This is a genomic window from Actinoplanes sp. G11-F43 (genome assembly GCF_050589265.1).
Classification (GTDB): Bacteria; Actinomycetota; Actinomycetes; order Mycobacteriales; family Micromonosporaceae; genus Actinoplanes.
Genome location: NZ_JBNZCE010000017.1, coordinates 178,175 through 191,127, shown reverse-complemented (window position 1 = coordinate 191,127; position 12,953 = coordinate 178,175). Strand labels below are relative to the sequence as shown.

The 12,953-nt window shown below is 72.8% G+C and carries 11 protein-coding genes and 1 riboswitch; of the genes, 4 read left to right on the top strand and 7 right to left on the bottom strand.

Annotated elements, in window-relative coordinates; genetic code table 11:
* Nucleotides 1–3: 3 nt before the first annotated feature.
* Nucleotides 4–1,593, bottom strand: a complete 1,590-nt coding sequence (locus ACQ0O7_RS19675) for a precorrin-3B synthase (RefSeq protein ID WP_430783584.1) — start codon at nt 1,591–1,593, stop codon at nt 4–6.
* A 111-nt stretch (nt 1,594–1,704) separates the two neighbouring features.
* Nucleotides 1,705–1,825: riboswitch (cobalamin riboswitch) on the top strand.
* A gap of 35 nt (nt 1,826–1,860) precedes the next feature.
* Here ACQ0O7_RS19675 and cobN point away from each other — a divergent pair.
* Together cobN and ACQ0O7_RS19665 are read left to right on the top strand one after the other, a co-directional pair.
* Nucleotides 1,861–5,400, top strand: coding sequence for a cobaltochelatase subunit CobN (gene cobN / locus ACQ0O7_RS19670; protein ID WP_430783583.1), 3,540 nt, complete (start codon nt 1,861–1,863; stop codon nt 5,398–5,400).
* 270 nt (nt 5,401–5,670) lie between these two features.
* Complete coding sequence (locus tag ACQ0O7_RS19665) at nt 5,671–6,207, top strand: GNAT family N-acetyltransferase (protein WP_430783582.1); 537 nt, start codon at nt 5,671–5,673, stop codon at nt 6,205–6,207.
* Between the two features lie 338 nt (nt 6,208–6,545).
* Here ACQ0O7_RS19665 and cobF read toward each other — a convergent pair whose 3' ends face one another.
* Genes cobF through ACQ0O7_RS19650 form a run of 3 tightly spaced genes read right to left on the bottom strand, consistent with a single transcriptional unit; the run spans nt 6,546 to nt 9,133 of the window.
* Nucleotides 6,546–7,298 (bottom strand): precorrin-6A synthase (deacetylating), encoded by a 753-nt coding sequence (gene cobF, locus ACQ0O7_RS19660; protein ID WP_430783581.1) that lies wholly within the window; start codon nt 7,296–7,298, stop codon nt 6,546–6,548.
* 15 nt (nt 7,299–7,313) lie between these two features.
* Nucleotides 7,314–7,985, bottom strand: coding sequence for a response regulator (locus tag ACQ0O7_RS19655; RefSeq protein ID WP_430783580.1), 672 nt, complete (start codon nt 7,983–7,985; stop codon nt 7,314–7,316).
* The gene (locus tag ACQ0O7_RS19650; RefSeq protein WP_430783579.1) at nt 7,982–9,133 is read right to left on the bottom strand and encodes a sensor histidine kinase; all 1,152 of its coding nucleotides are present in this window, start codon (nt 9,131–9,133) and stop codon (nt 7,982–7,984) included. The genes ACQ0O7_RS19655 and ACQ0O7_RS19650 overlap by 4 nt, the downstream gene beginning before the upstream one ends.
* Before the next feature lie 107 nt (nt 9,134–9,240).
* On the opposite strand from ACQ0O7_RS19650, the gene ACQ0O7_RS19645 reads away from it, so the two are divergent.
* Nucleotides 9,241–9,765, top strand: a complete 525-nt coding sequence (locus tag ACQ0O7_RS19645; RefSeq protein ID WP_430783578.1) for a hypothetical protein — start codon at nt 9,241–9,243, stop codon at nt 9,763–9,765.
* On the opposite strand, the gene dinB is transcribed toward ACQ0O7_RS19645, so the two are convergent.
* Nucleotides 9,694–10,872 (bottom strand): DNA polymerase IV, encoded by a 1,179-nt coding sequence (gene dinB, locus ACQ0O7_RS19640; RefSeq protein ID WP_430783577.1) that lies wholly within the window; start codon nt 10,870–10,872, stop codon nt 9,694–9,696. The genes ACQ0O7_RS19645 and dinB overlap by 72 nt on opposite strands.
* Nucleotides 10,873–10,978: 106 nt before the next feature.
* Between dinB and ACQ0O7_RS19635 the strand changes: the two genes are divergently transcribed.
* Nucleotides 10,979–11,353, top strand: coding sequence for an Hsp20/alpha crystallin family protein (locus ACQ0O7_RS19635; protein WP_430783576.1), 375 nt, complete (start codon nt 10,979–10,981; stop codon nt 11,351–11,353).
* Here ACQ0O7_RS19635 and ACQ0O7_RS19630 read toward each other — a convergent pair.
* Together ACQ0O7_RS19630 and ACQ0O7_RS19625 are read right to left on the bottom strand one after the other, a co-directional pair.
* Entirely contained in the window at nt 11,328–11,945 is a 618-nt protein-coding gene (locus ACQ0O7_RS19630) for a carbohydrate-binding protein (protein WP_430783575.1), read from the bottom strand. The two genes, ACQ0O7_RS19635 and ACQ0O7_RS19630, sit on opposite strands and share 26 nt — an antisense overlap.
* 20 nt (nt 11,946–11,965) lie before the next feature.
* Complete coding sequence (locus ACQ0O7_RS19625) at nt 11,966–12,949, bottom strand: ABC transporter permease (RefSeq protein WP_430783574.1); 984 nt, start codon at nt 12,947–12,949, stop codon at nt 11,966–11,968.
* Between the last annotated feature and the right edge of the window lie 4 nt (nt 12,950–12,953).

Sequence of the window (12,953 nt, the reverse complement as noted above, 5' to 3'; positions counted from 1 at the left end):
CTCTCAGGCCCTCCTAGCCACAGCCACCACGTCGGCCAGCCCCCAAGCCCGGGCGCCGGCCGTGACCGGTGCGGCTCCGCCGATCCGGGGCGATCCCGCCGCCGGAGTCGATGGCCCGACCAGTCCGCTTTCCCCGCCCACTCCGCGACCCTCGCCGCTCAGGTCCTCGTGCCCCCGGCCCGGCCCGCCGGTCTGGCCCGGCCCGTTGGGTGAGCCCGAACAATCGGAGGGAACAGAATCATCCTCCTGGTCCCTTTCGGTCACTCGGTGCGGCCCGGCTGGCTCGCGATGCCAGGTGGCGCGGTGACCACCGTCCGGGAGACGGGTGATCCGGTAGCCGTCCGGTGTGGCCTCGGCCAGGACATGCCGGCCGGCGGGACTGCCGCACGCACGGGCGCACCCGGCCCAGTGAACCGGCAGCCCGTCCACGAACCGAGCCGCCTCGGTGGCGTCCGCGCGCACGTCGGCGAGCGATCTGGCGCAACCGGGCCGCCCGGCGCACGCGGTCACTCCGGACCATGCCGAGCCGGGACTCACCGCGAGGCCGGCCGCGGCCAGGCGATCCGCCCACAACCGCACCGCCTCCGGCGGCAGACCGGTCACCACCACCCCACGCCAGGGCGTCACGACCAGGTCGGCGGCCTCCTCCAAAACCCGCAGCGGTACGCCGGACAACCGCCCCAACGGCACCAGCGCGGCGACCGCGACCAGCCCGTCCTCCTGACGAACCGCCCCGATCAGGTCACCCGGGTCGGCGGTGTCGACCGGAACCGCCACCTCCACCGGCACGGTCACCAGGCCCAGCTCGGCCACCACCCGCGCCGAGACCCGGGCCGGCCCGTCGCTCAGCTCCCGCAACCGCCACGCCGCCGCCCCGTCACCCCGCTGCTCGTCCCGCTCGGCCAGGAACGCGTGCGCCGCCGCGATCAGCACCCGCACCACCAGCCCGGACGCCACCCGCACCCCGGTGTCGTGCCCCCCGAACCGGATCGCGAACAGCTCACCGCCCGAACCCTCCACCGGATCCGCGGCGGACTCACCGCCCGAACCCCCCACCGGATCCGCGGCGGAAGGAGCCGCGATGGGAGTGGTCGTGGTGGGAGGGACCGCGTCGCGTGGGTGCGAGGCGTGGGGGGCCGCGACGAGTGGGACCGCGGCGACGTCGGCGGAGAGTGGGACCTGGCCGACGGCGAACAGGAACTTGCCCGGCAGTGACGGCAGGAGTGGATCGTCGAGGATCGCCCGGTCGAGCTCGGCCACCAGCGCGCGCACCGAAGCGGAGGGCAGGGGCGGGGCGGCGATGTTACGTACATTGTCGTGGGTTGTGGACGGCAGCAGCCCGGCCGACCGCAAGCGGGCCGCCAAGGTCGTCGCGTCGCCCGGGTCCAGGCCTCTGAGCTGGAGGTTGGCGCGGGAGGTCAGCTCCAGCGCGCCGTCCCCGAACTCCTCGGCCAGCTCGCGCAACGACCGCAGCTGAGCCCCGGACAGCATCCCGCCGGGCAGCCGCACCCGGGCCAGCATGCCGTCGGCCGCGGCATGCAGCCGGAGCGCGCCGGGGCAGGCGTCGGTCTCGGAGGTTCGACGGGGAGCCATGGCCCGGATACTACGGCCGCCCTCCGACACCTTTTCACCTTCGCCCGCCCTCGGGTCGGGAGCGTCACAGCACCGGGTTCGCCTTGACGCGGGACACCGGGTTCGCGGAAGGTTAAAGGCCTAACGAGCGGCGACGCCGCGGAGGAAGCCGGTGTGAGTCCGGCGCGGTCCCGCCACTGTCACCAGGGGTTTTCCCCCTGGGAGCCAGGAACTCCGGTCGCCACGATCCGTCTACCCGGGGCGCGGACCCCGAGGGGGAGCGCGCGCATGTTCCTGCTGCTGTCGACATCCGACACCGACCTGCTCAGTGCCCGGGCCAGCGGTTCCCCGTGGCGCCTGGCCAACCCGGCGCGCACCGGCGTCGCCGACCTGCCCGCCCTGCTCGACGGGGTTGACCTGGTCGTGGTGCGCATCCTCGGCGGGCGCCGGGCCTGGGAGGAGGGCCTGGACACGCTGCTCGCGGGCAGCGTGCCGGTGGTGGTCCTGGGCGGCGAGCAGGCACCCGACGCCGATCTGATGAAACTGTCCACGGTGCCCGCCGGGGTGGCCGCGGAGGCGCACGTCTATCTGGCGCAGGGCGGCTCGGACAACCTGGCGTCGCTGCACGACTTCCTCTCCGACACGGTGCTGCTGACCGGCAACGGGTTCGCGCCCGCCGTCGCCGCCCCGGAGTGGGGTCCGCTGCCCCGCGAGGCGGATGCCGCCGCCGGCCCGGTCACCGTCGCGGTGCTGTACTACCGGGCCCACCACATGGCCGGCAACACCGCCTTCGTCGAGGCGCTCAGCCGGGCGATCGAGGCGAAGGGCGCGCGGGCCCTGCCGATCTACACAGCGTCGCTGCGGACCGCGCCGCCCGAGCTGCTGGCCGAGCTGCGCAAGTCGGACGCCCTGGTGGTGACGGTGCTGGCGGCCGGTGGCACCAAGCCGGCCACGGTGGGCGCGGGCGGCGACGACGAGGCGTGGGACGTGGGTGTCCTCGCCGACCTGGACGTGCCGATCCTCCAGGGGCTGTGCCTGACCAGCTCACGGGCCGCCTGGGAGGCCAGCGACGACGGCCTGAGCCCGCTGGACGCGGCGACGCAGGTGGCGATCCCGGAGTTCGACGGGCGGATCATCACGGTGCCGTTCTCGTTCAAGGAGATCGACGAGGACGGGCTGTCGGTCTATGTGGCCGACCCGGAGCGGGCCGCCCGGGTGGCCGGGATCGCGGTGGCGCACGCCCGGCTGCGGCACGTGCCACCCGCCGAGCGGAAGATCGCGCTGATGCTGTCGGCCTATCCGACGAAGCACTCGCGGATCGGCAACGCGGTCGGCCTGGACACCCCGGCGTCGACGGTCGCGCTGCTAGCCGCGCTGGCCGACGAGGGCTACCGGATCGGCGACTTCGGCTCGTACGACGGTGACGGTCTGATCCACACCCTGATCGCGGCCGGCGGGCAGGACCCGGACTGGCTGACCGAGGAGCAGCTGGCCGGCAACCCGGTGCGGATCTCCGGCGAGCGTTACGAGGCGTGGTTCGCGACCCTGCCGGAGGACTTCCGGGAGAGCGTCCAGCAGCACTGGGGCCCGCCGCCCGGCGAGCTGTACACCGATCGCGGCGACATCGTGCTGGCCGCCCTCCGCGACGAGAACGTCGTGGTGATGGTGCAGCCGCCGCGCGGGTTCGGGGCCAACCCGGTCGCCATCTACCACGACCCCGACCTGCCGCCGAGCCACCACTACCTGGCCGCCTACCGCTGGCTGGCGGACGAGTTCGGCGCACACGCGGTGGTGCACGTCGGCAAGCACGGCAACCTGGAGTGGCTGCCCGGGAAGAACGTCGGCATGTCCGCTTCGGACGGCACCGACGCCGCGCTCGGCGACCTGCCGCTGATCTACCCGTTCCTGGTCAACGACCCGGGCGAGGGCACCCAGGCCAAGCGCCGGGCGCACGCCACGCTCGTCGACCACCTGATCCCGCCGATGGCGCGGGCCGAGTCCTACGGCGACATCGCCCGGCTGGAGCAGCTGCTCGACGAGCACGCCAACATCGCGGCCCTCGACCCGGCCAAGCTGCCGGCCATCCGGGCCCAGATCTGGACCCTGATCCAGGCCGCCAAGATGGACCACGACCTCGGTCAGGCCAACCGGCCGGACGACGAGGAGTTCGACGACTTCATCATGCACATCGACGGATGGCTGTGTGAGGTCAAGGACGTGCAGATCCGCGACGGCCTGCACGTGCTCGGCGCGGCCCCGGCCGGTGAGGCCCGGATCAACCTGGTGCTGGCGATGCTGCGAGCCCGTCAGATGTGGGCCGGCAAGGTGGCCGCGCTGCCGGGTCTGCGCGAGGCGCTGGGCCTGCCCGAGGACGCCTCGACCGCCGAGACCGACGCCGTCGAGGAGCAGGCCCGGGCCCTGGTCACCGCGATGGAGGAGCGGGACTGGGCGGTCGACGGGATCGCCGGGCTGTCCGACGACGAGGACGTCGTCCGGGTGCTGGAGTTCGCGGCCACCGAGGTGGTGCCGCGGCTGGCCCGGACCACCGACGAGCTGACCCACGTGCTGCACGCTCTGAACGGCGGCTATGTGCCGGCCGGGCCCAGCGGCTCCCCGCTGCGCGGCCTGATCAACGTGCTGCCGACCGGCCGCAACTTCTACTCGGTAGACCCGAAGGCCATTCCGAGCCAGCTCGCCTGGGAGACCGGGCAGGCGATGGCCGAGTCGCTGCTCAACCGGTACCGGACCGACTACGGCGACTGGCCCCGCTCGGTCGGCCTGTCCGCCTGGGGCACCAGCGCGATGCGCACCGCCGGCGACGACATCGCCGAGATCCTGGCGCTGATCGGGGTCCGGCCGATCTGGGACCCGGCGTCCCGGCGGGTCACCGGCCTGGAGCCGATCACCGCGGAGGAACTGGGCCGGCCGCGCGTCGACGTGACGGTCCGGATCTCCGGCTTCTTCCGGGACGCGTTCCCGCACGTGGTGGCACTGCTCGACGACGCGTTCCAGATGATCGCCGCGCTCGACGAGCCGGACAACTACGTGCGCGAGCACGCGCTGCGCGACCAGGACGAGCACGGCGACTGGCGGCGCGCTACCACCCGGATCTTCGGTTCCCGGCCTGGAGCGTACGGTGCGGGGATCCTGCCGTTGATCGACAGCCGGAACTGGCGGGACGACGCCGACCTCGCCGAGGTGTACGCGGTGTGGGGTGGCTTCGCCTACGGCCGCGGCCTGGACGGGGTGCCGGCCCGCCCCGACATGGAGAACGCGTACCGGCGCATCGACGTCGCCGCGAAGAACATCGACACCCGCGAGCACGACATCGCCGACTCCGACGACTACTTCCAGTACCACGGCGGCATGATCGCCACGGTGCGGGCGCTGTCCGGCAAGGCTCCGGCGGCGTACATCGGCGACTCCACCAACCCGGACCAGGCACGAACCCGCAGCCTGACCGAGGAGACCGCGCGCATCTTCCGGGCCCGGGTGGTGAACCCACGGTGGATCGCCGCGATGCGGCGGCACGGCTACAAGGGCGCCTTCGAACTGGCCGCGACGGTCGACTACCTGTTCGGGTACGACGCGACCGCCGGCGTGGTCACCGACTGGATGTACGAGCAGCTCGCCGCCAGTTACGTGCTCGACCCGGACAACCAGAAGTTCATGCGCCAGTCCAACCCGTGGGCCCTGCACGGCATCACCGAGCGCCTGCTGGAGGCCGCCGACCGCAACCTGTGGGAGGCGCCGGAGCCGGAGACGCTCGCCGCGCTCCAGCAGCTCTACCTGGAGACCGAGGGTGATCTGGAGGACGGCCAGTCCTGATGGCAGGCTGGGCGGATGTTCGTCAGACGTGAGCTGCCCAGCGACATCGACGCGATCCGGGCGGTGACGGCCGCGGCCTTCACCGCCCCGGTTTCCGGAGCCGTCTCGGAGCCTGGAGCAGCTCCGGAGCCCGAAGCCACCTCGGGTCCCGAAGTCGCGCCGGGTCCCGAAGTCGCGTCGGGTTCTGTAGCCGCGCCGGGTCCCGAAGTCGCGTCGGGTTCTGTAGCCGCGCTGGGTTCTGAAGTCGTGCCGGGTTCTGAAGTCGTGCCGGTGCCGGTCGAGGTTGGGCTGGTGGACCGGCTGCGGGCGGACGATGGCTGGATTCCGGCCCTCTCCCTGGTCGCCGTCGCCGATTGCGAGACGGCTGCTGATTTCGAGACGGCTGCCGATTTCGAGACGGCTGCCGAGAGCGGTACGGCCGCCGAGAGCGGGATGGTTGACGGTGGCGGGACGGCCGGCGCGGGTGCGGTGGTCGGCCACGTCGTCTGCAGCCGTGGGCGGGTCGGTGCGGTGCCCGCGCTCGGGCTGGGGCCGCTCAGCGTGCACCCGGATCATCAGCGCCGTGGTGTCGGCAAGGCGCTGATGCACGCGGTGCTCGGTGCGGCCGACGCGCTGAACGAGCCGATGGTGGTGCTGCTGGGTGATCCGGCGTACTACTCGCGGTTCGGGTTCCGGCTCGCCGCCGAGCACGGGATCGAGCCGCCGGTCGCCGATTGGGCGCCGTATTTCCAGGTCCGCACGCTGACCGCCTACGACCCGGAGATCCGCGGCACATTCGCCTACGCGGAGCCCTTCAACGACCTGTGACGATCAACAGGCGCTCAGGCGCCCAGACGCCGCGCCCAGGGCGAGCGGGTTTGGCCAGAGGGCGAGCCGGGGTGGCCAAAGGGCGAGCGGTGTGGCCAGGCGGGTGTGGCCAAAAGGGCGAGCCGGGGTGGCCAGGCGGATGTGGCCAGAGGGCGAGCCGGGGTGGCCAGGCGGGTGTGGCCAGAGGGCGAGCCGGGGTGGCCAGGGCGAGCGGGGCGGGCGATGCGACAGGCAGCGGGCAGGATGGACGGGCCGGTCGCGGCGGGCGCAGCGAGCGCGGCGACAGGGTGAACGGATCAGCAGGGGCGGATCAGCAGGGGCGGATCAGCAGGGGCGGATCAGTCGGTGCGGCGGCGGAGCAGATAGGTGTCCATGATCCAGCCGTGCCGTTCGCGGGCCTCGGTCCGGGTCTTCACGATCTCGTCGCCGACCTCGGACACCGGGCCGGCGGCGAGCAGCTCATCGGGCGTACCCACATAGGCGCCCCAATAGATCTCGGCCTCCGGGTGCTTCGTGAACGCCTGCTGCGCGTCGAGCATCACGACCACGTCGTCCGCCCCGTCCGGCCAGCCCTCGGCGAGTCGCCGGCCGGTGGTGATCTGGACCGGCTGCCCGACCCGGTTCAGGCCGATCCGGTGTTTGGCGGCGAGGGCGGACACGCTGCTGATGCCGGGGATCACCTCGAACTCGAACTCGATCGCTCCCCGCGCCAGGATCTCCTCCAGGATCGCGATGGTCGAGTCGTACAGCGACGGATCGCCCCACACCAGGATCGAGCCGGTCTGGTCGTCCTTCAGATTCTCGGTGATCAGCTCTTCGAGGACGAGGGAGCGCCGGTGCCGCCAGTCGGCGACGGTGCCGGTGTAGTCGGCCGGGTTGCGGTCCCGGTCCGGGTCCCGGCCCTCGATGATCCGTTTGTGCGGGTGCGAGTAGGCCCTGATGATCCGTTCCCGCAGGTCGATCAGGCTCTGCTTGGTCTCACCCTTGTCGAGCAGGAAGAACACGTTGGTCCGGCCGATCGCCTTGGCCGCCTGCAGGGTCAGGTGGTCCGGGTCGCCCGCGCCGATGCCGATCACACATATCTTCCGCACGGCTGAAAGTCTGCCCTACCGGCGGTGGTGGTTCGCCGCCAGGCCGGAGCGGTGGGCGATGGCGACGAGTTGCGCCCGGCTGGCGGCATCCAGTTTCCCGAGGATCCGATGGACGTACGTCCGTACGGTCTCCGGGCTCAGTGACAGTGCCCGTCCGACGGCCGTGTTGTCGTCGCCGTCCGCGAGGGCCGCCAGGACCTGGAGTTCCCGGGCGGTGAGCCGGGCCAGCCGGGGGTCGGTGACCGGCTGTGGGGTGGCCGCCGCGTGGCCCATCACCTGCCGGGTGACGCCGGGGGAGAGGACGGGTTCGCCGCGGGCGGCGGCTCGGACGGCGGCCCGCAACGGTTCCGGCGCGGTGTCCTTGAGCAGGTAGCCGTCGGCGCCGGCGCGCATCGCCCCGAGCACTTCGTCGTCGGTGTCGAAGGTGGTGAGCATGAGGACGGCCACGTCCCGGCAGCCGGGGTCGGCCCGGATGGCCCGGGTGGCGGCGATGCCGTCGGTGCCGGGCATCCGGATGTCCATCAGGACGACGTCGGGCCGGATCCGGCGGACCAGGGCCGCGGCGGACGCGCCGTCGGATGCTTCTCCGGCGACTTCGATCCCGTCGCCGTCGCCGGTGAGCAGCGCGGTGATCCCGGCCCGGACCAGCGCCTGGTCGTCGGCGAGGACCACCCGGATCGCGCTCATCGCCGCGGCCCCGACTCGATGTGGTCACTTCCGGCGCGATCCGCACCGGAGGTGACCACACGGGTTCGGGGTGTGCCCGGCCCGGACCGGCCGGACGGCAGGGTCGCGCTCACCCGCCAGCCGGGACCGTTCGGCCCGGCCTCGAATCGGCCGCCGAGCGCGGCGGCCCGCTCCCGCAAACCGGCCAGGCCGGCGCCCGCCGATGAGGAGGTGGTGGCGGAGTTCGGGGTGCCGTCGTCGTCTACCAGGACCAGCAGTTCGTCGCCGGATTCGCGCACCGTGATGTCGACGCGGGTGCCGTTGGAGTGCCGGAGCACGTTGGTCACCGCCTCCCGGACCAGTGCGTAGGCGGCCGGCTCCAGTTCGGCCCCGAGGTCGGCCCGGACCTGGAACCCGGCCGCCCGCACGGTTTTCAGCAGCGCTTCGACGTCACCGGGGGAGGGCGGGGGCAGGGCGCGGAGGCCGCGTACCGTCGCCCGCAGTTCCTCCAGTGCGGTGGACAGCGCCCGGGTCACGTGCCCGAGCGCGTCGACGGTGGCCTCCGGCCGGCGGGTGGCCTCCTGCCGGGCCACGTTGGCCTGGATCGCGGCGACGGTCAGTGCGTGCCCGATGGAGTCGTGCAGTTCGCGGGAGAGTTCCCGGTTGTGTTCGTGCACTCGCCGTTCGGCTTCCCAGTCGATCTGCCGCGCGGTGAGGGCCGCGATCCGTCGCCGGGCCAGGACGAGTTCGCCGAGTGCGATGGCCGCGCCCATCAGCGCGAGGTGTGCGGTGCCGTCGTAGAGGACCACGTACCCGAAATCCTGTCCTTCCCGCAGCCGGAAGCCGACCGAGACGCCGAGGGCGATCAGTGCCCCGGCGATCGCGGCCCGGCGGTGCCCGGTCTCGGCGGCCGAGTAGAGGGCGGCCGCGACGGGCACGGCCACGCCGATCGGCGGGAGGCCGCCGGCATACCAGGTGAACAGCCCGAGCACGGTGAGCACCAGCACGGTCCGGGGCCATCGCCGGCGGCCGAGCATCAGGGCGCCGAGCGCGACGGCCCCGAGGTAGGCGCGGGGCCCGCCCTGGGTGCCCAGTTCGGCGGAGGCGATCAGCGCCAGCACCGTGGCGACGCTGGCCGCGACCGCGATGTCCACCAGCCGTTCCGTCACCCTCTCACCGTAGGCGGGCTTGTCGGGGTGCGGGTACGCCGGAAAGCGACATCTGCCGCCGCCGCTCGCCGGATTCGGTGGGGCGGACGGATTCGTAGCGTCGGGGCATGAAGACGACACTGTGGTTGCCGCTCGGTCTGGGCCTGCTGGCCGCACCCCGGGCCGTCCTGCACGATCTGGCCCTGATCGAGCCGCGGACCGGCGTGAACGCGGCCCTGGTGGCGGTGCCTCTGATCGTCTGGATCGTGGTGGCGGTGCGTTCCGGCGCCGGCCCGTTCGGTCTGCTGCTGCGGGCCGGCCTGGTCTACGGCATCCTGCTCGCGGTGATCCACAACCTGTTGTGGGACGGCGGGGCGGTGCTGGGCGGCAACCTGGCCGGGCGGTTCCCGGCGGTGGCCGAGAACCTGTTGTCACGGGCCGCGATGTCCCTGTCCAGCCTGGCTGCCGGGGTGGCGGTCGGCGCCCTCTGCGGCGCCCTGGCCTGGCTCCTCACCAGGGGAAACCGGGGGAAAACGGGGGAGACCGGGGGAGACCAGGGGAACCGAGCAGGCCGGAGGGGATCAGTCGGACAGCAGGGGGACGGACGGGTGCAGCTCCCGGCCGACCATCGCGGCCCGGCGCAGCGCCGCTGATCCGAACCGGTCCCGCACCCGGTCGACGGCCGCGTCCAGCCCGTCCGCCCGGGGTTCTTCGAACGGCAGCTCCAACTGCACCGCCCCGTCCGCGTCGAGGTTGCTGACCGCGACGCCGACCAGGGTGAGCCCGCGAACCGTGATGACCGGCCAGGCCTCGTGCAGCAGGTCGAGCGCGGTCCGCAGCACGGCCCCGGTGGCGGTGGTGGCGGTGAGCAGGCTGCGGGACCGGGTGACCCGCTGGTAGTCGGCGAACCGGAGCCGCAGGGTGACGGTGCGCCCGGCGCGGTGGGCCCGCCGCATCCGCCCGGTGACCCGGTCGACCAGGGCGCCGAGGACGGCCTCGACGTCGGCGGGGGTGCGGGTGTCCGAGCGCCCGAGTGCGCTCTGTGCGCCGATGGATCCGTTGCGCCGCCCGGTGCGGACCTGTCGGGGGTCCCGGTTGTGGGCGAGTGCGTGCAGGTGGCGGCCGGCGTGGTGGCCGAGCATGGCGATCAGGGCGGCTTCGCCGATCCGGGCGACGTGCCCGACGGTGTGGATCTGCCGGTCGCGGAGTTTGGCGGCGGTGACCGGGCCGACTCCCCAGAGCCGTTCGACGGGTAGCGGGTGCAGGAAGGCGAGTTCGCCGCCGGGTGGGACGACCAGGAGGCCGTCGGGTTTGCCGGCTCCGCTGGCCACCTTGGCCAGGAATTTGGTGCGGGCCACCCCGACGGTGATCGGCAGCCCGGTGCGGGCGCGCACGTCGGCCCGGAGTTGCCGGGCGATCTCCTCGGCGCCGCCGCGGATCCGCCGGAGACCGTCGACGTCGAGGAACGCCTCGTCGATGGAGATCGGCTCGACGATCGGGGTGGTGTCGTGGAAGACGGCGAAGACCGCTTTGCTGGCCGCCGAGTACGCCGCCATCCGGGGTGGCACCACGATCGCGTGCGGGCAGAGGGCGCGGGCTCTGGCGAGTGCCATCGGGGTGCGCACCCCGTAGGCCTTGGCCTGGTAGGAGGCGGCGAGCACGACTCCGCCGCCGACCAGCACGGGGCGGCCGCGCAGCGCGGGGTCGTCGCGCTGCTCGACCGACGCGTAGAACGAGTCCAGATCGGCGTGCAGGATCACGCCGCCAGACTAGTACACATGTTCGAAAAATGCCGGGGAATTCCGTGGCGGGATTCTCGGTTTCCAGAGTTGAGTCACCCACGCTCAAGAGTCTGAGGAGCCACCCATGTTGCTCAACGCCCGCGTCCTCGACGGTTCCGCCCGCACCCTGGGGGCCCGGCTGGACGCCTACCGTGAGGACGACACCTTCTACATCGACATCGACCTGCCCGGGGTGGACCCGGCGACGATCGACATCACCGTGGACGGCAGGGTCCTGACCGTCCGGGCCGAGCGGCGCCGCCCGGACGGCGGGACCCGGCGGCTCGTGGTCGCCGAGCGCCCGATGGGCACCGTCACCCGGCAGGTGCACCTCTCCGAGCGGCTGGACACCGACCGGCTGGAGGCCCGCTACGACAACGGCGTGCTCACCCTGATCATCCCGGTGCTGGAGCGGCCAGCCCGCCGGATCCCGGTCAGTGCTGGAACCGCAGCCAGTTGAGGTTGACCAGTTCGGTGCCGTCGTCCGAGGTGAAGGTCAGGAAGACGGTGTGCACCCCGGTGACCGGCTGAAGGACGGCGGTGGCGGTGCGCCAGCTCTGCCATCCGCCGGTGTCGCCGATCGAGATCTCGCCGACCGGTTCCGCGTCCCGGCTGTCCAGCCGGATCTGGAGCCGGCCGACGGCGCCCGAGTCGGAGGCCACCCGGATCTCCGCCCGGGTGGCCGGCACCTCACCGAAGTCGTAGTCGTCGAACCGCAGGTGGTCCTCCCGGTTGATCCACCCGACGTTCCGCCCGCCGCCCTGGTCGGTGGTGTCCTCGACCTCAACCCCGGCCAGTTCGGTGGCCGATTCGGCCTGGAGCAGCGCGAACCCGGCCTTCTTCAACGACGGGGACGGCGACGGTGACGCGACGGCGGGGACCGAAACCGGGGCCGGCGCCGGCGGAAGGGCGGCGGCCGGGGCCGGGGTGTCCTGCCACCGGCCGACGGCGTAGCCGAGCATGATCAGGCCGAGGCCGCCGAGCGCGACGAGGGCCCGGCGGCGCGCCTGCCAGGACTTGGTGCGATAGACGGTCGGAGATGCTTGATCCACCCGGCCAGGGTAGCCAGGCCTCACGTGAGCCGGACCCGCGGATCGAGGAGCGAGTAGACGATGTCGACGAGCAGGTTCATCGAGACCAGGACCACCGATCCGATCAGTACGCCACCGAGCAGCACCGGCAGGTCGAACGAGTCGAACGCCCGCAGGGTCATCAGCCCGATGCCGGGCAGCCCGAAGATGCTCTCAGTGAACAGGGTGTTGGTGAGCTGGAAGGCGATGTCCAGGCCGGCGATGGTGACCACCGGGCTGAGGGCGGCGCGCATCCCGTGCCGGTAGACCACCCGGCGCTCGCCGATGCCCTTGGACCGCGCGGTGCGGATGTAGTCCTGCCCCAGCGATTCGATCATGGCGGCCCGGGCGTACCGGGTGTAGGCGGCCGCGTTGGTGAACCCCAGGGTCAGCCAGGCGGCGAGCAGCCCGCCGGCCCAGGCGGCCGGATCGTCCAGCAGCGGGTGGTACTCGGCCCGGGGCAGGACCGTCCCGGCCAGGTAGAGGGAGACGATCAGGACCACGATGAAGTACGGGACCGCGTTCACGGCCAGACTGGCGCCGACGGTGAGCCGGTCCAGCGCGCTGCCCCGGTGCCGGGCCGCGATCGCGCCGCTCAGGACCCCGAGGGTGACGTAGACGAGCGCGCCGCCGGTCACGATCGAGAGGGTGACCGGCAGCGCGTCCCCGATCAGTTCGGTGACCGGCCGGCCCAGGCTGAACGAGTAGCCCAGGCAGGGCGCCGCGCAGTGCCGGACGGTGCCGCCGACCGCGAAGTCCCGGCCGGCCACGATGCCCCGCAGATAACCGGCGATCTGCTGGACCGGCGGCTGGTCCAGGCCGAGGCTCCGGGTGATCTCCGCGGCCCGTTCCGGTGTGCACCGGGGGCCGCAGATGGCACCGGCCGGATCGGTCGGCGCCAGCAGAAAGAGCGAGTAGGCGGCGATCAGCGTGACCAGCACGACGGTGACCGCGCCGGTCAGCCGCCGGAGCAGGAAGAGCGGCACCCGG

Coding starts and splice junctions, on each gene's coding strand:
- ACQ0O7_RS19635 (WP_430783576.1), top strand. CDS start 10,979: ATGTTGCTCAACGCCCGCGTCCTCGACGGTTCCGCCCGCACCCTGGGG.
- cobN (WP_430783583.1), top strand. CDS start 1,861: ATGTTCCTGCTGCTGTCGACATCCGACACCGACCTGCTCAGTGCCCGG.
- ACQ0O7_RS19655 (WP_430783580.1), bottom strand. CDS start 7,985: ATGAGCGCGATCCGGGTGGTCCTCGCCGACGACCAGGCGCTGGTCCGG.
- ACQ0O7_RS19645 (WP_430783578.1), top strand. CDS start 9,241: ATGAAGACGACACTGTGGTTGCCGCTCGGTCTGGGCCTGCTGGCCGCA.
- ACQ0O7_RS19675 (WP_430783584.1), bottom strand. CDS start 1,593: ATGGCTCCCCGTCGAACCTCCGAGACCGACGCCTGCCCCGGCGCGCTC.